At 60.6% G+C, this 20,741-nt stretch carries 15 protein-coding genes; 1 reads left to right on the top strand and 14 read right to left on the bottom strand.

All coding sequences use genetic code 11. The annotated features are described in order from the left end of the window. Nucleotides 1-101: 101 nt before the first annotated feature. The 13 genes from ACOYJQ_RS09345 to ACOYJQ_RS09285 all read right to left on the bottom strand — a co-directional run bounded on the left by ACOYJQ_RS09345 (nt 102) and on the right by ACOYJQ_RS09285 (nt 19,463). Nucleotides 102-1,568: a calcium-binding protein gene (locus tag ACOYJQ_RS09345; RefSeq protein WP_433457908.1), complete on the bottom strand. Its 1,467-nt coding sequence runs from the start codon at nt 1,566-1,568 to the stop codon at nt 102-104. A gap of 684 nt (nt 1,569-2,252) precedes the next feature. Continuing rightward, on the bottom strand, nt 2,253-3,497 hold the full coding sequence (locus ACOYJQ_RS09340; protein ID WP_433457907.1) for an O-antigen ligase family protein: 1,245 nt from the start codon (nt 3,495-3,497) through the stop codon (nt 2,253-2,255). After that, nucleotides 3,490-4,677, bottom strand: coding sequence for a hypothetical protein (locus ACOYJQ_RS09335; RefSeq protein WP_433457905.1), 1,188 nt, complete (start codon nt 4,675-4,677; stop codon nt 3,490-3,492). The genes ACOYJQ_RS09340 and ACOYJQ_RS09335 overlap by 8 nt, the downstream gene beginning before the upstream one ends. Beyond that, nucleotides 4,631-6,994, bottom strand: a complete 2,364-nt coding sequence (locus ACOYJQ_RS09330; RefSeq protein ID WP_433457903.1) for a GumC family protein — start codon at nt 6,992-6,994, stop codon at nt 4,631-4,633. Before ACOYJQ_RS09330 ends, ACOYJQ_RS09335 begins: the two co-directional genes overlap by 47 nt. A 36-nt stretch (nt 6,995-7,030) precedes the next feature. Further along, nucleotides 7,031-7,855 (bottom strand): polysaccharide biosynthesis/export family protein, encoded by an 825-nt coding sequence (locus tag ACOYJQ_RS09325; protein WP_433457901.1) that lies wholly within the window; start codon nt 7,853-7,855, stop codon nt 7,031-7,033. Beyond that, nucleotides 7,852-8,697, bottom strand: coding sequence for a tyrosine-protein phosphatase (locus ACOYJQ_RS09320; protein WP_433457900.1), 846 nt, complete (start codon nt 8,695-8,697; stop codon nt 7,852-7,854). The genes ACOYJQ_RS09325 and ACOYJQ_RS09320 overlap by 4 nt, the downstream gene beginning before the upstream one ends. Nucleotides 8,698-8,754: 57 nt before the next feature. Beyond that, entirely contained in the window at nt 8,755-9,204 is a 450-nt protein-coding gene (locus tag ACOYJQ_RS09315) for a hypothetical protein (RefSeq protein ID WP_433457899.1), read from the bottom strand. Nucleotides 9,205-10,049: 845 nt separating this feature from the next. Continuing rightward, nucleotides 10,050-11,153, bottom strand: coding sequence for a non-hydrolyzing UDP-N-acetylglucosamine 2-epimerase (wecB, locus tag ACOYJQ_RS09310; RefSeq protein WP_433457897.1), 1,104 nt, complete (start codon nt 11,151-11,153; stop codon nt 10,050-10,052). A gap of 199 nt (nt 11,154-11,352) precedes the next feature. After that, nucleotides 11,353-12,657, bottom strand: a complete 1,305-nt coding sequence (locus tag ACOYJQ_RS09305) for a nucleotide sugar dehydrogenase (protein ID WP_433457896.1) — start codon at nt 12,655-12,657, stop codon at nt 11,353-11,355. A gap of 65 nt (nt 12,658-12,722) precedes the next feature. After that, nucleotides 12,723-13,973: a glycosyltransferase family 4 protein gene (locus ACOYJQ_RS09300; RefSeq protein ID WP_433457894.1), complete on the bottom strand. Its 1,251-nt coding sequence runs from the start codon at nt 13,971-13,973 to the stop codon at nt 12,723-12,725. A 3-nt stretch (nt 13,974-13,976) separates the two neighbouring features. Beyond that, nucleotides 13,977-15,653 (bottom strand): heparinase II/III family protein, encoded by a 1,677-nt coding sequence (locus tag ACOYJQ_RS09295; RefSeq protein WP_433457892.1) that lies wholly within the window; start codon nt 15,651-15,653, stop codon nt 13,977-13,979. A 313-nt stretch (nt 15,654-15,966) separates the two neighbouring features. Further along, nucleotides 15,967-18,102, bottom strand: a complete 2,136-nt coding sequence (locus ACOYJQ_RS09290) for a bi-domain-containing oxidoreductase (RefSeq protein ID WP_433457890.1) — start codon at nt 18,100-18,102, stop codon at nt 15,967-15,969. 29 nt (nt 18,103-18,131) lie between these two features. Continuing rightward, nucleotides 18,132-19,463, bottom strand: coding sequence for a hypothetical protein (locus tag ACOYJQ_RS09285; RefSeq protein ID WP_433457888.1), 1,332 nt, complete (start codon nt 19,461-19,463; stop codon nt 18,132-18,134). Here ACOYJQ_RS09285 and ACOYJQ_RS09280 point away from each other — a divergent pair. Then, complete coding sequence (locus ACOYJQ_RS09280) at nt 19,462-19,626, top strand: hypothetical protein (protein WP_433457886.1); 165 nt, start codon at nt 19,462-19,464, stop codon at nt 19,624-19,626. The genes ACOYJQ_RS09285 and ACOYJQ_RS09280 overlap by 2 nt on opposite strands. A 70-nt stretch (nt 19,627-19,696) precedes the next feature. Here the strand turns inward: ACOYJQ_RS09280 and ACOYJQ_RS09275 are convergent, their stop codons facing one another. Then, nucleotides 19,697-20,737, bottom strand: a complete 1,041-nt coding sequence (locus tag ACOYJQ_RS09275) for a CapA family protein (protein WP_433457884.1) — start codon at nt 20,735-20,737, stop codon at nt 19,697-19,699. Between the last annotated feature and the right edge of the window lie 4 nt (nt 20,738-20,741).

Raw genomic sequence — 20,741 nt, 5'->3', positions numbered from 1 at the left:
TTCGGAGCGTCGGCCGATCGATCAGCGTTCACTCGAAAGAAAGATCGCCGGGCATTTCCCGATTTCACGAAACCGGCAAATGCCCCGATCGCCGCGCCGGATTACGCGAAAATGAAGTCCTCAGCACCCAGCTGATTCACGCCGAGAAGCGCCGCGCCTTCGACCACAACCCGATTGCCGCCGCCGAAGTTGATAGTGACATCGCCCCCCAGGAACGGGACGCTGAAGTTGATCTGGCTGAATTGCGTGATGCCGTAGGCGCTGACATCGATACGGTCGTGATAGGTCTCGAGCAGGCCGCCCAGCTCGAAGTCCTTGATCGTATCCTGCCCGCTGCCGGGACCGAAGACAAAGACGTCGAATCCGCCCCGCAGATTGAGAAGAGCGGGGAAATCGCCCCAGAGTTCGTCGTTACCGCCACCGCCTTCGATGGTGTCGTTACCACCGGTGATACCGAGCACAACACCGTTGTTCGTGTCGCCCCAGATCGTATCGTTGCCGGAGCCACCCTTGATGTTGTCGTGACCGAACGACAGCGACGTCAAGGTAAGCGGAAGCGTGGACGTGAAATCACCGATCAGGAGATCGTTCCCGTCGCCGCCATCGATGGTGTCGTTGCCGAAATTGAGACCGCCGACCAGACCGTTGAGAGTACCGGTAAAGTCACCGATGATCGTGTCGTTGCCGGCATCGCCGTACAGGCGGTCGTTACCGACACCGAGCAGGCTCAGGTTCTGGAGCACGCCGGCGGCACTGTCACCGACGATGTAGTCGGCGCCATCGCCACCGTTGATGCTGTCGTGGCCGAAAGTCAGCGCGGAAACGCCGATGTTCAGCACGCCACCCGGACCGACGTCGCCGTAAATCGTGTCGTTACCGGCACCGCCGTCGATGGTGTCATCGCCGCCGCCCAGAGCGGAGATCGAGACGGAAAGCAGCGAAAACTGGCCCAGATCGCCATAAATGATATCGTCGCCATTACCGCCGTAAAGCAAGTCAGCCCCAAGCTGGGCATTGCCGAGCGTGACACTCACATTCAGCAGGCTGAGATCGCCAAAGTCGCCATAGATTCTGTCGTGGCCGTCACCGCCATGGATGGTGTCACTAAAGCCCTCGCCACCCAGGCCAATATCGATGTCGATCAACGAACCGGTCGCATCGTCACCATAAACCGTGTCATTCCCGTAGCCGGTCCAGAGCGAGTCATACCCGATGCCGCCGATAGCCGTCACGGAATTGGTATAGTCAGGAACGCCGCGACCGGGATTCACCGTGAGATCAAGCACGTCATCGCCCGCACCGAGCTCGAAGCGCGTAAAGGTGTTCACGAAGCGCTGGGTCGTGCCGTCGAGATTGACGCCGTTGTTGAACCGCAGGTCGTAGAGAATGGCATCATTCTTGTTGGTCGCGTGCCGATCGCCCCGCAGGATATGATCTCCAGAATCCTGCAGGATGTTGCGGTTGTTGCCGATCGTCCGCTTTCCAGCGAGCGACACGGTAACGATGTCATCCCAGCGGTTGGTCGCGAAACCCGTGGTAAACGTGGCGTTGGTTACAAAATCGGTCATCTTCGAAGCCCCTTCTCGTATATCGTCATCCATGTTTACCAGCCGCCCTGTCGGACTGCTGGCACCCCGGAAGCCCCCGCATGAAGCCGGCGGAGCCGCGCCCGTAACGACGGACAACGGCAACACTCATCGTTCAGATGACATCGATTGAACCGTTCGCCGCCCACAACCCCACGTTGAAAGACCCCGTAAAAAACCACAACAAGGCTCACCGCCAGAAGCACGCGACAGGGCGACTTCCCGGTTCAGCCTCGACATACATGCATCACCGACAACCCCGCATATGCCATCTATACTGTATAACATATGCAGAAAGATACAAGATGCTCATTAATTGAACTTGTTTAGGGGTATCAAGCAAAGCAACGTCTGTCAACGACGATCTTGTATGGGAATTTTTCGCATTTGGTCCAATATATAAGATTCTTATTTTATTACAGCGTCTTACACGCATGCAACAGGGGTTGCGTTCCGGGATCGGGTTTTCGTGAACAACCGGTTGCGTCGGATTTGTCAGGCTTTCCGTGCCAGAACAGTCTGAAATATTTATGGTATGTCAAATTTTCCGAATCATCGTGACTTTTATCCGCGATATCTTGAGCACTTAAAACTTATCTTCGATGGAATGAAGCACATCTATCTTCAATAAAATCAATCAAACGGCCTCATTTGATCGGCGCTATCTTATGCCCGCGCACGGCCCCGTCGGTGAAAAAGCATGGCGTTGAAATAGATGAATACGACCCCGATCGCCATCGTGCGCAGCGGATAATCGACAAGAGAATGAAGTAGAATAAACGATATGCCCAACGCAGCCGCCTTCTGCTTGCTGTTGAGATTTCCGCGGATGAGCTTCGCACCGATAACGATGATGTAGACGGCAATGGCCATCGCCCCGAGGATGCCTCCCTCAAGGGCCACCTCCAGGTAATCGTTGTGAGCGCGGTTAATGTACTGGACTCCGATCGACGAAGCGGATTCATAAGCCTGATAAACAGTCGGAAAGGTGCCGTAGCCTGTACCGAGCGCCCAGTTTTCTTCAATGGCGGACAATGTGGTAGCCGCGATTTCCGGGCGCATCCGATCTTGCAGCAATCCATAGGAGGAATCCTGCAACCCCCATAGCCCCATGCCCAGAAAAAACAGAATTCCCGCCATACCGGCAACGGCCCGGAAAGTGTTATGACGTCGCGAGGACAGCACGATATACGATGCGAGAACGGCGATCACCGCCAGAATGGCGCCCGCCCGCGACCCTGTCGCGAGAAGAACCAGCAGAGATATCGCAAGCGCCAAACCGGACCACACACGATACTTGTCATCAATGTAAAAATAGACGAAAAACGGAATTGACATGTAAATCAATGCCGCCAGATGGTTCCGATTGGCGAACGCACCCGCAGCCATGTCGTATGCTTCATCGGGAGACAGCTTGACGGAAAAGGAAGCGGAATACTGGATCAAAGACAGGATCACGTTGAACGCGAAACCTGCCGCCAGAAAATACCCCAGAAAGTACAGATGCTGCCTCGGCAAAAGGAACATGCAGACGGATACGACGACAAGGACGGCTATGTAGATCGCGCTGTCGATCGTGCGCCCGAGGCTGAGCGACGCGAACAGGTACTGGTTTTCCATACCCGCCGGCAGCTCGAAAATCGCAGGCCGGACAAGTTCGACAAGGGAACGCGGCAGCGGAAGGAGCTGCACGAATGCGATCAAGACCAGAAAAGTGAGAAACAGGACGACAGACAAGTCGATCTTTCGATGATGGAAAGCCAATATTATGGGGATCGCGGAAACGAGGAACGCGACTTGCAGCACCGAATCCGTCCACAAGCCCGGCATCGTCCCGCCTCCGATCATCAGGGCGGCAACCGTGCCGGCGCCGAACAGGTAAATTTCTCCCTTCCCGACAGATTCAGTCACGATGCGCTCTCTCTATCGATACGTTATGGAACGATATGCTCCCTGCGTAAGCGTAACGCCCGCTATCGACTTTCAGCCCCGAACGCAATTCCAGCATCTGCACGGCACATTCATTGACTTCGAAATCAACGGTCGCATCAGCGTGGATGTATGTACCTGGCTGTATATCGAGTGTAGCGATCGGCTGATGGGGCAATATGCAACGTATGTTCCAGAATAATCCGCGTGGAATGACCAATCCGCGTGCTGACGCCACGGATGTCATCCTGTATTTTCCGGGTCCGAGCAATAGGGTTTGTTGTAATTGCAGCTCGCGCACGGGGGTATTGAGAAATCGCACGGTCGCGCCCGGCACGGAGCCGGCCTGACCGCCAAGCGATATTTCGACGCGGGCCGTGGAGGCATAGGTCCAGTCAAACGGTTGAACACCCAGCGGGGTGGTGAAGCCGCTATTGTAGATGAACCCGGCGCGCATCCAGTCTTCGTCCGACATCGAGGCAAGAAACACGCGGTATGCGTCCCGATACAGCTTCCGGCGGACGAGTTGCTGAACCACGGCGGCGACATCGGCTTGCGGAGGCGGTGTTTCTCCTTCCATCAGCTCCTGCATGACACGAAGCGTCAGGAAACTTTCACCATCGTTCCGCGCTATAGATCGGAGCAAACTGCTGCGCCACGGAGAAGGATGGCGCAGCATGGCAATCACATTGTCATAGGCTGCCGGCGTGACCAGCAGGCCAAGCAGGATGGACTCGAATTGTTCATAATCGCGCGGCGCCCGCCGCAACGATATGTCGATGAGACGCAGAACTTCGGAATAATTGCGATCTTCAATGCCGCGCCGGATCAACGAACGAATGGCCTGACGCTCGGTCTGCGACAGCCTGTGCGCCTGAAGGAAAAGAGATTTCGCCTCATCGGCGTTCCCTTCTCTCAGCGCGATCTCGCCAAGCGCCGAGCGAAGCCGCGCGTCCGCAGGATCGAACGAGATGCCGCGCTGCACCTCTGCCTTGAGATCACCGAAATCTTCCGTGGTCTCGCCGTTCAGCCTGTCCGTGACCTGTTGCAGACGCGCATTCGTATTGAACGGATTCAGGCGGACGGCGAGCGCTGGAGAGCTCGTTTCCACAAGCCTAGCGGCTTCGGTTGCGATCACCGCCGGCAGCAGAATTCCGACCAAGGCCAAGAGCCCGAAGGGAAAGCCAGTTCGACGACTGCTTTCGGGGCTTCTTTCCTTCATCGCGTCCCTCCAGCTGCAACGCGTCGTTACCGTAACTATAGTAGACTTGGCTCATATAGCGATAAGAGTAGCTGTAGTCGAACTTGCTCGCCGTGAACTTCGACATCGCCGCCCCGATCACATTCGCGCCCGCAGCGCGCAACCGCTTGAGCGCCCCGATCGCAGTGTTGCGCGTCACCTGATTAGTGGAGACGATCAACAAGGTGTTGCGCGCGAGACGCGCAAGGATTGGCGCATCTGCCAGGCCCAACACCGGAGGCGCATCGATCAACACGACATCGAAACGTTGCAGGAGGCTATCGATCAATGCCGCCATGCGCTGTGACGCGAGCAGATCGGCAGGATTCGACGGAATCGTGCCTGACGTGATCGTCCAGACGCCCTCCATCCCCGTCTGGCGAATGAGCCGCGTAACGTTCTCGTTGCCATCGCCATGCAGCAGAATATCACTCAAACCCAGAGTATTATCGAGACCGAAGAGCCTGTGAACCTTGGGTTTGCGCAAGTCGCCATCGATAACCACAACCTTTTTGTTCAACTGCGCAAAATCCTGCGCAAGCTTAAACACCGTAGTCGATTTGCCCTCGAATGGCACCGACGAGGTTATCAGAAACGTACCGAGGGGACCTTCACCGGAGGCAAACTGAATCGATGTCCTCAAGCTTCGATAAGCTTCCGAAAGTTCGGATTTCGGATTATCCGCGATTTCCGCCCGTTGCTGCTCGTCGACATAAGGCAGCAGACCCAGTACGGGAAGCGAAAGGGTTTTCTCGACTTGATCCGGGCTGACGAACGTGTTGCTCAGCTTCTCACGAACATAAATGACCACGGCAGAAGTGAACAAGGACAGAATGGCGCCGAGCGCAAGGTTGATCGGCATTCTCGGCGACACGGGCGCCCCCGGGAGAACGGCATTATCCACGATCGTCGCGTTCTTGGTGCGCAATTCCGACGCAACACCAACTTCATTCATTTTTCCTATGAGAGATTCATATTGGATTCTGTTCGAGTCCAACTCTCTTTTCAGGATAGAGTATTGTATGTTCTTGTCCTGAAAGGCGACCTGCTCCGCCTGCAAGTTCACCAACTGAGCACGCAAATCGGCTTCCCGAACGCTCGCCTCCTCCAGACGCAACTGGATGCCATCGACAATCAGCGCAATGCCGTCTTCATATTGCCGCCGCATCTCGGTTATCTGGGCCTGCAACTGCTGCATTTCCGGGAATCCGGGTTTGTAAACACGCAGCTTCTGCTGATATTCTGCATTGAGAGAAGCGATATCGCTTCTCAACCTCTGCAACCCCTCGCTTCGCAAAGCTTCTTCGAGACTGCCTCCCCGGCCATTGCTGATCTGCTTCGCCTGAGCCTCGTATTTAAGCCGGTCCTTTATCGCCTCCGAGAGCGCGCCATTAATCGCCTGGATACTGGAATCGATGAGTGACTGGTCGGTTCCCGTCACGGCGATCCCCGCCTGCTTGGCATAATCGACGAGCGCCTGCTCCGATGTTTGCAGTTTAGCCTTTACTTGGGCAACCTGATCCTCAATGAACTGCCGCGCGAGTTCGGACGTCGCGCCAATCTGGTCAACGCGCTGATCTATATAACTTTGTGCGATCTGGTCCGCGATCATCCGCGCGATACGCGGATTCGGATCCTTGAACGTAATGCCCAGAATACTCGTGCTGTTGATCAGGTTAACCGACATATTGCGGCGCACCCGGTCTACGGCGATAGACATCCGTTCTTCCGGCGTGAAGTCCTCCAACCGGGTCGACGATTCCAGATGGAAGGCGCGGCGCAGAATGTTGTCCAGACTGAAGCTCGGCGGCGGAAACAGAAAAGCCCGATTGTCGGCAAGGCCGAGACTCAGCACGACATGTTGCGCCAGCGTGCGGCTGGTGAGACGTTCCCGCGCGGTCAGAAAGGCGCGCATGTCCTTCGACTCGGAGACGACCTCGATGTCCTGAAACACCCTGGCCGACGGCACCAGTATCTCGAGACGGGACGACGCCTGATATTGCGGCGTCTGCGCCTTCGTAAAAACGAAACCAGCCGCCAGACCGATAACCAGCAGAATGCCGATCATCCACCGATACTGGAGTACAAAGTAGAACAACCTCAACGGGTCGAAGCTTTCCTCATCGTTGACCGCTTCGAAGTCGGAAAACTGCGGGCGCCCTGCGAAGCCCACAGTCTGACCGCGCAGTCCTGGAGCCAGACCGCCCGGCGCGGAGATGGGTATGTTCTGTTCAGACATCTACCTGGATTTCGTCGTTTGCGGGAACGCGGACGGTCATGGAATTGCCAATCTGGCAACCGGCACCGCCATTCCCAGGGCTTCCCGGAGATTTTGCATGGCCACCTTGCTGGCGGAGCTGAACGCCACGACAACATCGCCGCCATAAATGCGAGGATTCTGAGCTGCGCCTTGCCGGATCTGGCCGACATCGTAGTTTGCGACCAGCGTCTGACCGCTGATATTGCGGAACACGAAAAGCTTACTGGTATCGGCGATCCTGCTGAGACCGCCGGCAAGCGCGATCGCATCGACCAGCGTCGCCGTCGGCGGCAGCGGATATACGCCCGCCCTGACGACTTCGCCGTCGACGGTCACGCGCATCGAGGCTGAGCTCTTGATCATCACCGAGACTTGCGGATTCTGAAGATAATCAGCCGCATAGGCTCTCGTGAGCATGTTTCCGACTTCGCCGACGCTCTTGCCCGCCACGCTGACGGTCCCGATCAGCGGCAGCGTTATGCGCCCGCTCGAATCGACCTGAACGGAGCGGGTCAGATCGGGAACCTGAAAAACGAACACATCGAGCACATCGGAAGGCGCAATCGGCTGCTCGGTCCCCCCGTAAGTGGCTGCCGGCGCGGGCAGATCCGGGACCAGGCGCAGGTCGCCGGCAGGCGCGGCCTCCGCGGGCGCCTGGGCCGCCGGAGAGACCGCCCCCGAAGAAACAGCCGCAGGCGAAGAGACGACCTGGGGAGCCTCCGCCGATCCGGCAACCTCGGCACCCGGATCCACGTCGCCCATCGCAGTGCAGGCCACGAGCGGCACCAATCCCAGAGTCAGGACGAGACAACGACAAAAATGCAAGTGCAACCCGTTCATGTCAGCTCAACTCTGCGCGCTCGACGGGACGACTTCTTCGACCCCCAATGAGAAAAAAGCGAAGCGGAGAAACCGGCATCGCGTTGCGGCTGCTTCTCACGCCGGACCGCCGTATTCGCCCGCGGCGCAAGAACCTCGTTCTTCAGTATCTGCGAGGGAACAACGGTAAATAGCCTTTCGGCCTCGGCAGCGCCGCAACGACGCTCGACCTCCGCATAAGCCACGGAAAGCGTGGGCGGCCGGCTGCTCACGTTATGCGCATCGCTGGCGATCAGATCGACGCGTTCTTCGGACAGCAGCCTTTCGGCATAGTATTGCGCGGAACGGCCGAACGAACCCATCAGCGAACCGGCCGTAATCTGGAGAAGAACACCCTCGGCATTCACCGCCTCGATGACGTCGTAGTGGGCCTCGACCCACGTCAGCCGCTCCGGGTGCGTCAGGACGGGAATGTAACCGGCTTCGATAAGGCGCCGGCAAAACTGGATGAAATTGGGGGGAAGAACGTGATGAGGCGGCTCAAGCAGGAAATAACGCGAACCGCCGATAGTCGGAACCACGCCCGCCTTCAGACGGACGACAAGCTCCGGGTCGACATGAACGTCGGCGCCGACCACAAGCTCCAGCGCCACACCGGCTTCATCGAGGGCGCGCCGCAAAGCTTCCACCTCGCGCGTGATCCCTTCGGCCTCGTTGTTATAAAGTCCCGGCACAATATGAGGCGTGCACGCAATCGTCCGCACGCCGTCCGCCGACGCCATGCGGGCCATTTCGACAGAAATACCAACGTCGTTCGCACCATCATCGATACCGGGCAGCAAGTGGCAATGGAGATCGATCATATTCGCTACCCTGCCACCAAACCGCTTCAGGCACCCCGCGACACAAACGGGAAACGATTACCGGCTGATCGGAGAGCCGTCGCCGAGATCGAACCACACCGGGTCATCGCCGCCCCCGTCAGCAGCCAGCGCGATACCCGTGCCGAGAACCGCGAGACCGCCGATGGCGGGAACCAGCGGAGAGATGCCCGGAGAAACGGGAGCCGACGCATCGCTGACCAGCAGGCAGATGCCGCCCCGCTGACCCTGCACCAGCAACTCCTTCAGCGGGCCGAGAGACTGACGGCAAGTGCCGATCTGCACAACCGCCTCGCTCTGCTCACCCGTGACGACGCGCTCGTTCGCCACGAGCGCTTCCCCCGGAACGCCCGGCCGCGAAGTGGAAGAACGATCGAAGATATCGACGCTGCCCACGGACGAGCGAACGCTGCCGACAGGGCGATCCTGACTGCCGCGCACGTTCGTGAAGCACTCGCAGCCGAGCGCCGCCACTTCTTCCCTCGACAACTGCTGAGCAAACGCACCGCTGCTTCCGAGCACAGCAGCCGCTGCGGAAACCACTAGAATACGAGCAAAATTTTGCATCGCTCAATCCTCTATCAGTAGGCCCCATCGACAATTCAAGTGGCCACAGCATCAATCCAGTTTCTTATACCGCCGCACCGCATCATAATCAAGCACCAGCAAATTTGATAACAGTCCACGTCTCGTCTGTGACATTTTTATCTGTATTGACAAGATGATTGTTTTGAATGACTTTTCTCCGATTATCCTACTCTTGAAATCGATTCATCAAGCCGGCTTCGGGCAGGTAACGCCGGGGCATCAGGAAAGGCTGTAGCCACAAATCCGGCAATCGGTGCAACGGTTTAGGGGTCTTCGTCCGATCGCGGCCCTTATCCTGGCGTCTCTTCAGGCAGCATACTTGCCCGAATGTGCATTCCGCGGGCATGCGCAGCACGGCCTTCAAAGCATATCGATGTCAGGTATTTTTTAGGGCCGCCGCGTGCGCTCATATCCGGCAAAAAACATTTCCTCACGCATCCCGGCCGCCATACTCCACCGACAATCCAACGGTCTGGCGAATTTGACGGTGAATTATTGGCTCTCGCCCCTTACTACTGCTCATAATCGCACTCCGATGCGCAAGTCGGCAGCAAGCTTCATCATTGAGGCGGCAAGGTGAGTCGGCGTCAGAGTGAGTCGGTGTCGGGCGCTCGGGGCGCTCGCCGAAAACAACGGGAAGAAAGCCTTTCTGATCGCAGTCGATCGAAAAAGGCTTCCCGATTCTTTCCTTAATCGGATTCCGATTAATCGAACGGTCCCGTGCGCCCGGCCGGCGGGCGATGCGATCAGGATGCGAGAAGCCCGCCCAGCGCCTCGACGATGCGCCTGCCGGTCCGCCCATCCCATTTCTCGGGAATGCCGCCTTTCTTCCACTCTCCCGCGAACAGCCGTTCCAGCGCTTCGGCGAGTTTTTCCGGGTCGGCGCCGAGCAGTTCGTTGGTACCGATCGTGACGGTTTCAGGCCGTTCGGTCGTATCGCGCAAGCTCATGCACGGCACGCCCAGAACCGTCGTCTCCTCGGTGATGCCGCCCGAATCGGTCACGACAGCCTTCGAGTGGCGCACCAGATGATTGAATTCGAGATACGGTTGCGGTTCCACGAACAGGATGTTGCCGGGCAAGGATTCCAGGCCATCGAGCGTCTTTCGCGTGCGGGGATGCACGGGAAAGATGACCGGGAGGCCACGCGTTCGCTCGCCGATCGTATGCAGCAGGCGAGCGAATGCGGACTGTCCGTCGACATTGGCGGGCCGATGCAGCGTAAGCACGAAATAACCTTGCGGCGTCAGGCCGAACTCGTCCCAGAAGGAGGGCGGCCGCAGCCGCTCGATATTGGCGAGCAGCGTATCGATCATCGTGTTGCCGACGAAGAAAATGCGGCTTTCGTCCACGCCGGCGCGCCGCAGGTTCTCGTTCGCCACCTCGCTGGTCGTGAAGAACCAGTTGCTGATGGCGTCCGTCACCATGCGGTTGATTTCCTCCGGCATGGCCCAGTCGCCGGAGCGGATGCCGGCTTCCACGTGCGCCACGGGAATGCGCAATTTCTGGGCGGCGATCGCGGTCGCCATTGTCGACGTCACATCGCCGACGACGAGACACAGCCGTGACGGCGCTTCGATGATCAACCGCTCGTAGCGCACCATGATGGCGGCCGTCTGCTCGGCTTGCGTGCCGGATCCCGCTTCCAGATTGACGTCCGGCGCGGGTATGCCGAGTTGCTCGAAGAAATCGCCCGACATACGCGCATCGTAATGCTGGCCGGTATGGACGAGCCGATAACGCAAGGAACCGCCGTCAGCCTTGTGGGCCTCGAGCGCATGGATGATGGGCGCGATCTTCATGAAATTGGGTCGCGCGCCCGCGATGATATCGATGAGTGGCAAGCTCATGCCGGAAGCCCCCGCGTTGTTGCGCCGCGCGGATACTGGCGGCGGCAATGGTTCCGAATGGCCGGCGCGGCCGGGCCATTTGCAAGCCCGCGACGCCGGCGCCTGCTGCATGGCGCCCGGGAGGATGAGTTTCCGGGCGCCCCTCTCTTGTCTTACGTCTTCCTGTCCGGAAAACGCCGTCAAGCGATCCGAAAGCGGCTCAGGTCTTGACGATCTTGTCGGAACGATAGCCCCGGTTGTCGAGAACGTTGCGCGTATCGACGATCAGCGAGGCATGCGTATCGATGAGCCCGTAATCGATATTGTCGTGATCGGTCGCGATCAGAATGGCGTCATAGCCGGCGATCGTCTCGGCGGTGAGTTCAACCGACCGGCGGCCGGCCAGCGCGGCGTGCTCGCGCGTCACGGGCACCTCGGGCACGTAGGGATCGAAATAATCCACCTTCGTTCCGCGCTGTTCGAGCAGTTCGATCAACACGAATGCGGGGCTCTCGCGAATATCCGGCACGTTCTTCTTGTAGGCGAGGCCGATGATCAGAATTTTCGACGAGCCGAGCGACTTGCCATGCCGTGCGTCGATGGCGCGCTCCAGATTGCCGATCACATAACGCGGCATCGACACGTTGATCTCGCCGGCCAGCTCGATGAAGCGGGTCGGCAGGCCGAACTCGCGCGACTTCCACGTCAGATAGAACGGATCGATCGGAATGCAGTGCCCGCCGAGCCCCGGACCGGGATAGAAGGGCATGAAGCCGAAGGGCTTCGTGGCCGCCGCCCCGATGACCTCCCACACGTCGATGCCCATCGCCTGGTAGATGACCTTGAGCTCGTTGACCAGCGCGATGTTGACGGCGCGAAAGACGTTTTCCGTGATCTTCACCGCCTCGGCCGTCGACGGCGAGGAAACGACGACGACACGCTCCACGACGGCGCCGTAGAACGCCTCCACCAGCGCCGATGCCGAAGGCCCCTCGCCCGCCACGACCTTCGGAATGGTCGTGGTGCGGAACTTCGCATTGCCGGGGTCCTCGCGCTCCGGCGAGAAGGCGAGGAAGAAATCCTGCCCGCTTCTGAGGCCGCCTTCCTCAAGAACCGGCTTCACCACTTCCTCCGTCGTGCCGGGATAGGTGGTCGATTCGAGCACGACGAGCTGTCCCTCGCGCAGATGCCGCGCGATGATCTGCGCCGTGTTCACGACGAAGCGCAGATCCGGCTCGCGCTGCTTCGAAAGCGGGGTCGGCACGCAGATGACGATCACGTCGCATTGCGCCAGCTCGCTGAAATCGCCGGTCGCGCGCAGCTTCCCCGCCGTGACGTGCGCGGCGAGGTCTTCCGTGGGCACGGCCTCGATGTAGGAAGTGCCGGCGTTGATGAGCTCGACCTTGCTTTCGTCGATGTCGAAGCCCAGCACGCGGAAGCCCCCGCGCGCCACGGCGGCAGCCAGCGGCAGCCCGACATAGCCAAGCCCGATGATGCCCGCCACGGCTTCGCGGCTCTCGATCAACCGGGCCGTCTGCGACTCTGATTTGCTCCGTTCACTCACAATCTCGCCCCCGTTTTGGGTACCCGTCAGTTGATGTTCTGCCCCGCGTTTGCGCCCGGCACATGATCCGAAACGATCTGGAGCATGCGTTGCGCAAGATGGGCGCGATCGAACTTGTGCGCCGCTTCGACGCAATTGGCGGCAAGCTGACGGCGCAAATCGGGATTGCCCGACAGTTCGACAAGCTTGTCGCGCAGTTCCTCGGCATTTTCGGGCTCGAAAGTCAGCCCCACCCGCTCCTTGTTCACGATGTCCGCCGATTCCCCGCGCACACCGTGCAGAACGGGAATCCCCATGGCCATGCACTCGAACAGTTTCGACGGAATCACTGTCCTGAAAAGATCGGTGTTACGCAAGTGAATCACCGAAACATCCAGCAAAGACCAGTATCGCACAACGTCTGCCTTGGAAACCGAATCAAGGAAAGTTACATTCGTAAGTTCAAGTTCCTGCGCTCGCTCGCGAAGCGCCGCCTTGGATGCGCCGTCCCCCAGAAACAGCAGGTGGATGTCGTCACGGCCCGCCTCGCGCAGCAGCCGCGCCGCATCGAGCAGCGTTTCCAGCGCGTGCGCCAGGCCGTGCGTCCCTATATAGCCGGCAACAAACTTGCCTTTGAGACCCAGCGCTTCTTCGAGTTCGGCATCTTTCGGCCGGGGCGCGAAGCGGGACAGGTCGGCGCCGTTCGTCACGACGAAGATCTTGGCGGGATCGATGCCCCTGCGGTCCAGGTTCTGCTTGAAGGAATGGGTCACGGAAACGACCGCCGTGGCCTGACGGTAGAGAAACAGCTCGACCTTCTCCAGCCAGTCGAGCACGCGCGACTGCTTCATAGCCCCCACGGCGCGGATGGACTCCGGCCACAGGTCGCGCAGTTCGAAGATGAACGGCACCCGCCGCAGCCCGCCGACGAGATAGCCCGCGCAGGCGGTGAAGAACTGGGGCGAGGTGGCGATGACGACATCCGGCTTCGCGATGCGCAGGCTCGCCGGCACCGCCATGGCCATGTAGCTCACATAGTCGAGCGTGCGGCGAACGAAGCCTTCATTGGCCGTGATATATGTCCATACCCGGCAAACCTCGATGCCGTCCATCGTCTCGCGCTGCCAGAAGCTGTTGCGATAACCGCTGAAGACCTTGCCCTGCGGAAAGTTGGGCGCGCAGGTGATCACCGTGACGCGATGGCCCGCGTTCACCCACTCGCGACAATGCTCGAAGGTGCGGCTGGCCGGCGCGTTGACTTCCGGCGGGAAGTTATCGGTGAGAAAGAGGATGTGCATCAGTCATCGTCCCAGAAAAACATCGTTCCAAGAAGCATTGTTCAAAGAAGCACCGTTCCATGAAAACGCGATCCGGCTTTCGCCTTCCGCGAGATCGACGACAAGACAGTGTGTCGGGATGCTCATCCCGAACTCGGGATGCCATGTCGACGCCTCAAGCCTCGCCTGCCCCTTGTCGACATGCCAAAGCAACACCCCGTCCGCGCCCCGGCTGACGGCGCCCGCGCGGCCGTCGGCGCCGATGGAGGGCGTGACATCGGGGTGGAAATGGAAACAGGCCGCCGCCTGGCCGGGCGGACCGGATATCTCGTCCGCCACCGTCAACGTCCCGTCGCGCATCAGCCAGTTCCGCCGGTGGCGCGGCGCGCCCGGCAGCCTCTCGTAGCCATCGTGCGCGCAGGTGACGCTCACGCCGTCGTTGTCCAGCACGACGAGATCGAGCGGGTGCGCCCGCCGCGCCACGCGAAAGCCCGACCAGACTTCCGAGGAATCCTGTCCGTCCACGACAACGGTGTTGTGCGCCGCGGTTCCGCGCTGGCGCAGCCGTTCCGCGCCGGTGCCGTAGACCGACGTCCCGGAGTTGACCAGGACGCGGTGGCCGCCCACCGACAGCTCGAACGACAGCGTGTCGGCGTGGGCATGGCCGGGAAGATAATCCGGGCCGATCGGCGCGACATCGAGCATCGCCGCCGCACACCCGTCATCGATGCGGATATAACCGCTGTCCCGCAGCCGGCGCAGCCGGTTTTCCCCGGCGGATCGCTCGGGAAAGCCCAGCCGCGTGGCGTAGCCCTCCAGCTCGGCCGGCGTGGGAGCGATTCCGATCGCCGCATCGTTGAAGAAAGCAATCTCGCCGTCGGGGTGGCACATCGCCGCCAGCCATTCCCGCATCGCGGCGACACGCGCGGCGCGCTCGGCGGCGCGATCCACCAGCCCGTTGCCGAAACAGCGCGCGACGTTGATGAGATCGAGCATGTCCTCCAGCGCCAGCGCGTGATACATCGTGCTGAGTTCGAAATGCCCGCCGTCCGGCAGCACCTGCACCGGCAATTCGCGTTCGATGATGTCGAGCCCCCGCTTGCGCCAGGCCTCCGCCTCGTCTCCCTGAAAGAAGCAGCCGGCGAACACCAGCGCCTTGGCGTTGGCGAAAAGGTGGTTGCCCAGAAGATGATATTCGAGCCGCCGCGTCAGCCAGCGGGCCTGCACCGCGAGACTGTGGACCGCATCCGGCGGCAGCGCGTTGCCGGCCAGAGCCCACTTGATCCAGTTCACGATGCGCAGCGAAACCGGATAGGGCTCCCAGCCGGTGCCCCTGCCCGGCGGATTCTCGGCGATCCAGCGCGCGATGAGCGTGCGATGAAGCGCCGTCCGCCCGCCCGCCCCGGATGCGTTCAGATCGTCGAAATAATGGAGATTGTAGAGCCACAGTTTCGAGATGGACGCATCGTCCCATCCGCATCGGGACAGCTCATGCGTTTCGTTCAGAAAACGAAACGCATCCTCTCCGAACAGACTCTGCCGCCGCGCGGCCGGATGCGCCCACCTCTCGGCGAGCGAGCGCAGCGGCGGCGGCGGCCGCGTATCCGGCACGGGACGGGAGAGGCGAAACAAAAGCCGGCTATATATCTGCACGGCGCGGAGATGGCGCACGGTCTCCCAGTACAGACGCAACTTCGCCAATGACGGATTCACCGGCACGAGGATTTTCCTGCAATGAGCATCACGCGCGGCCCGCCGCATCTCGCCGGGAAGCGGACGAGGTTTCCCGGATGAAGGCGACTCGGAAACAGCCGGCCGGGGCAAGGTCTCGGTTCATGCCGGATGCACTTCGCTCAGGCTGCACGGATGGTGGGGTTGACGACGCGGAGGCTGTTGCCCCTACCCTGCCGCCGGCTACAGCTTATCGGCCCTTCACTGAAACGCCGATAAGCTGTAATTTTTTCGATTTTACACGTTTTCAAGCAAAGCAGCCTCTTCTTTGCTTGAAAACGCTTTAACGGGTGGCTTCGGCAAGGTCAATCACGATGCCGCCGACCTCGATCAGCTCATCGAAGGCGATGGGCGCCGGCCCACCTGTTTCGACGGCTTTCAGGAACGCCGCGGCGCAGTTCTTCTGCCCCTTGTCCTGCCGCCACAGGTTCATGGTGTTGAAGCCCGGCCAGCCGAACCCCTTCAGCCGGCGGAAGTTGTCGAGCTGGAGCACGCGCCCGTCCACGAACACCTCCAGCCGCTCCTTCGGGAACGCCCGGTTGCCGTTGGCGAAATAATGCATGGTGCCGATGGAGCCGTCCGTGAACGATAGCGTGATCGTGACCGTATCGCCGCTGCCGCCCGCCGCCGCCAGCACCTGATGGGACACGATCGGCGTGCCGGCGAGAAAGCGCAGCAGGTCGACGAAATGGCACGCCTCGCCCACGATCCGCCCGCCGCCGGCCTGTGGGTCCTGCGTCCAGTGCTCGGCCGGGATCGCGCCGGCATTGACCGTCATCACGAAGGCCCTGGCGCCCGACGCGCCTGCGAGCAAGCTGCTGATCTTCTGCACCTGCGGCGCGAAGCGGCGATTGAACCCCACCGCCACCAGCGGCGCCGCGCCCGCTGCCGCGGCGGCTTCCCTCGCCGCGACGATGCGCGACAGTTCATCGTGCGTCAACGCCAGCGGCTTTTCGACGAACACATGCTTGCCTGCCGCAAGCGCCCGGCAGACGAGATCCGCATGGCTGTTGTGGCGCGTGGCGACGACGACGGCGTTGATGGCGGGATCGCCCAGCAGCGCGTCAATGTCGGTGGTCGCGGTTTCGAAACCGAACTTGCGCCCGGCATGCACGCCGCTGACGCCGGCGTTGGAGGCCACGCTCACCAGCCGCGCCCCGGCGGCCTTGAAGGCCGGGATCAGCACGGCGGTGGCATAATTGCCCGAACCGATGAAGCCGACCACCGCCTTGCCGGCCGCCGCAGGTGCGGCCGCCGTCGGTGCGAGCGGCACCGTGCGCCGGCGCAATGTCGCGGCCGGCGCGGCTTCCGCCGCCGGATAATCGAGCAGGATGCCGAGAGACGGCGCGCCGCCGGTGACAAGCTCATAGGCGCCGGCCGCGTCGGCGAGCGCGAAGCGGTGCGAAATCAACGGCTTCACATCGAGACGGCCATCGGCGATCATATCGAGCACGGCCTCGAAGTTGCGCTGCTCCGTCCAGCGCACGAAGCCGAAGGGATAGTCCTGCCCCTTTTCCTCATAATCGGGATCGTAGCGGCCGGGGCCGTAGGAGCACGAGACCTGAAAGGTCAGTTCCTTCTCGTAGAAATCGGCGCGGGAGAGTTCGAGCCCGGTGACGCCGACGAGCACGATGCGGCCGCGCTTGCGGCTCATGAGGGCGGCCTGATGGACCGGCTCACTGCTTCTGGTGGACGCGGTGATGATGACGGCATCCACGCCGCGGCCGCGCGAAAAGCTTTCCGCCGCGACCACGGGATCGGCGCCCGCGGAGAGATCGACGGTTTCCGCGCCGAAGGATTGCGCCAGCTTGAGCTTGTGCGGATCGAAATCGATGCCGAGCACCCGGCAACCGTGGGCGCGCAGCAACTGCACGGTCATGAGACCGACGAGCCCGAGCCCCGTCACCACCACCGCCTCGCCCAGCGTCGGCTGCACGAGCCGGATGCCTTGCAAGGCGATGGCCCCGAGCACGGTGAAGGCCGCCTCGTCGTCCGACACCGCATCAGGCACCTTCGCGCACAGATTGACCGGCACGGCGACCGCCTCGGCATGCTTGCCGTTGGAAACGACCCGCTCGCCCTCCGCGAAGCCCGCCACGCCCGCGCCGGCCTCCAGCACGGTGCCGACGTTGCAATAGCCGAGCGGCAGCGGCTGATCCAGCTTGTTGAAGACGGCCTCGAGCGTCGGGGCCAGCCCGTCCGTCCTGATCTTGTCGAGCACCTGCCGCACCTTGTCGGGCTGCTGACGCGCCTTGCCGATGAGCCCGGCCTTGCCGAAATCGACCAGCATGCGCTCGGTGCCGGCCGAAACCAGCGTGCGGGCGGAACGGATCAGCAGTTGCCCGCGCCCCGGTGCAGGACAAGGCACGTCGGCGACCTCGGTCGCGCCCGTTTTCAGGGATTGGAGGATCTGTCTCATTCTGGACCGCCCGTAATGGTGGGAAAGACTCAGGGCACCAGAAGGCGGAGCTTGCCGCTATCCGTGCGCACCGGCTTGTCGAGAAGATGCGGCGTGACATCGAGCGCCACGTTCGAAAAATCAAAGCCCTTCATTAATTCTTCCGGCGTCAGCCGTTCCTCGCCGGGCACGACCAGCAGCTCGATCCTGCCGGGCGCCGGCTGGCGGACCTGCACATGGCGCACCTTGTCGAAAGCGGCATGGTGACGGCCGAAGATGAGCGCGGTCAGCGCGATGCGCGTGCCGTCCCGGTCGAGAATGAAATCGCCGAAACGGCCCGCAGCAATGGCGAACGAGCGGACGACGCCCTGTTCGGTATCCGCCTGTATCCGGTCGCCCGTGTCGTAGCGGATGAAGGGAGACGCCGTGTTCCAGTACGAGGTGCCCAGGAGCCGGCTGTCGCCGCCGCCATCCGCAACCCCTTCGACAAGCCCGTAGGTATGCATCGGAATGTAGCGGTTGTCGCCCTCGTCATAGGCAAGCACGCACATCTCGCTGTGGCCGTACCACGCGGTGGGCTCCACGCCGAGAATGCGCCTGATGGGCTCGACATACTGGCTCGCGGGAAATTCCGACCCCAGAAGGACGCCCTTGATGCTGCGGCGCAGTTTTTCCGTCGCCCGGCCGTCCCTCGCCGCCATGTCGGAAACCATTTCCGACACGATGCTCGGATAACCGTGGATCCAGCACACCGTCTCCCGCTCCATCAGGGTGGAAAGAGCGGCAAGGACGGCCGTGCGATCGGCATAGGTGTTCACGATCCACTCGTTATGGACCGGATTATACTTGAGCAGGCGCTCACCCAGATTCCGGCCGCGCATCGTGAGCTTGACATCGCGATAACGATAGCCCGCCCGCGCCCAGATGAAATGCATATGGGCCCATTCGCGCGCGAATGCCTGGTTGTCGATATGGAACGCAAGCGGCTCGCCGCTGGTGCCGCCTGTGTTGATCAGCATCCCGCCCGGCGACGGAACGGACCTGTCGGCCAATTCGAACGCACGCAGATCGCTCTTGGTAATGATCGGCGCATCCTGAAAATGCTCGAACGTCCTGAAATGCTCGGGCCGGAAGCCGTGACGCTCGCAGATCGTCCGATAGCAAAGGTTGCGGCCATAGGCGTGCTCGACGATCGCCTTCAGCTTCGGAAACGCCCATTCCTTGACCATGCCGGCCGGCGCGCGGTCCAACCTGCTCACTTCGGCCGACATAGACTTGTAAACGGAACCGAGCCGCCACCGGAAAGGCACGGCAGCCACGATCTTCCCGAGTGGATACGGCACATCCTCCACGATATTCTTGAGGAATCGGCGAACAGACATGATCAATCCCGATGCTCCGCCAGCAGATGCGGCGTTCCCGTTCTCGACACGGGAAGCGATGGCTCCCGGCCTACGCTCAAAGCCGCCTGCACGACAATACGACGGCACGACCAATGAACTGATTCCATCTGATCGAGAAGCGATGATGCTGCATAACACATAATGCAAAATAGACAGCCCACAAAACATACCGCTATTTATCACATCTCGAATTTACAACTTTATTAACTCTATTAGCGTCTCAATTTCTTGATACCGGCCCTTGCAGCAGCGTCTATAAGTATCTGCCGCAAATCGACCCAGCGATCCCGCAGCGTATTCGTCAACGAATATTCCGGGTCCGTGTATATGGGCAATAACTTGCTTTTCAGTCGATGTTCGCGAAACCATTTTACATATTCATCGCGTGAAAAACCCTCGAACTCAGGTTTGAGAGAAAAATTTCGCTCATGTATGGCTTCGCGGAACTTATAGTCGAGCGTTAGCGGCGGTGAGAACTGGACATGATGCACGACATCCGCTCCGTCCTCCAGCTCGACAGCAATCTGATGAAAGCTGGAAGGCGGGAAACGCAACTTGCCTCCGAAATAACGGCCATAGGAAAATGCCCAATTTCCGAGACTGTATGCGATTGTACGCCCCTTGTAACGTTCAACGGGGCCGACAATGTGCGGATGATGGCCGATGACGGCATATGCGCCTGCATCGACAAGATCAATGGCCAGTTTCCGATGCGCAGGTTGCGGATACCGCTCGAATTCGTAGTTCCAGTGCAGGACGACCACGACACGCGAAGATGGCGCTTCCGTCAGCAGAATGCGAACGCCCTCAACCAATCGCCGCGCGTCAAATGGGTTGACCCCAGGCGTTCGCAAACCGGCTGACCCGCAGCCGATTACCGGCCAGCCGGCCCCGAGCAGACGGAAGGTTTCGGAACCCGAAACGCAATCGACTGGCGCGGAAGCTTCCGCAAGATCGGCGCCGGCGCCGAAAACCCCGATACCGGACGCCAGAAGCGCGCGCCGCGTCGCCATTACCCCATCCGGCATATCCGCGATGTGGTTGTTGCCAAGGAATGCGACACGGGGTTTCATCTCGCTGAAGGACGCATGCCAATTTTCAGAATTGAACACGCCCCACGCCGGCGTACTTCCCGCTTTGATGACAGGCCCCTCGAAATTGAGGCAGATTGGCTTTGCTGAAAAAACCGACGGGAAACCGACATGTGTGAATACATCGCTTCCGTCCACCGCGACGTCGCCGATAAAAAGCATACCG

Origin of the sequence: Pseudochelatococcus sp. (assembly GCF_050946405.1) — a bacterium.
Lineage (GTDB): Bacteria > Pseudomonadota > Alphaproteobacteria > Rhizobiales > Beijerinckiaceae > Pseudochelatococcus.
This window is presented reverse-complemented; position numbering and strand designations above follow the sequence as displayed.

Excerpts from the sequence above, each read along its gene's own strand:
- ACOYJQ_RS09345 (WP_433457908.1), bottom strand. The coding sequence starts at position 1,568 with ATGACCGATTTTGTAACCAACGCCACGTTTACCACGGGTTTCGCGACC.
- ACOYJQ_RS09330 (WP_433457903.1), bottom strand. The coding sequence starts at position 6,994 with ATGTCTGAACAGAACATACCCATCTCCGCGCCGGGCGGTCTGGCTCCA.
- ACOYJQ_RS09325 (WP_433457901.1), bottom strand. The coding sequence starts at position 7,855 with ATGAACGGGTTGCACTTGCATTTTTGTCGTTGTCTCGTCCTGACTCTG.
- ACOYJQ_RS09320 (WP_433457900.1), bottom strand. The coding sequence starts at position 8,697 with ATGATCGATCTCCATTGCCACTTGCTGCCCGGTATCGATGATGGTGCG.
- wecB (WP_433457897.1), bottom strand. The coding sequence starts at position 11,153 with ATGAGCTTGCCACTCATCGATATCATCGCGGGCGCGCGACCCAATTTC.
- ACOYJQ_RS09300 (WP_433457894.1), bottom strand. The coding sequence starts at position 13,973 with ATGCACATCCTCTTTCTCACCGATAACTTCCCGCCGGAAGTCAACGCG.
- ACOYJQ_RS09290 (WP_433457890.1), bottom strand. The coding sequence starts at position 18,102 with ATGAGACAGATCCTCCAATCCCTGAAAACGGGCGCGACCGAGGTCGCC.
- ACOYJQ_RS09280 (WP_433457886.1), top strand. The coding sequence starts at position 19,462 with ATGATCAATCCCGATGCTCCGCCAGCAGATGCGGCGTTCCCGTTCTCG.
- ACOYJQ_RS09285 (WP_433457888.1), bottom strand. The coding sequence starts at position 19,463 with ATGTCTGTTCGCCGATTCCTCAAGAATATCGTGGAGGATGTGCCGTAT.
- ACOYJQ_RS09275 (WP_433457884.1), bottom strand. The coding sequence starts at position 20,737 with ATGCTTTTTATCGGCGACGTCGCGGTGGACGGAAGCGATGTATTCACA.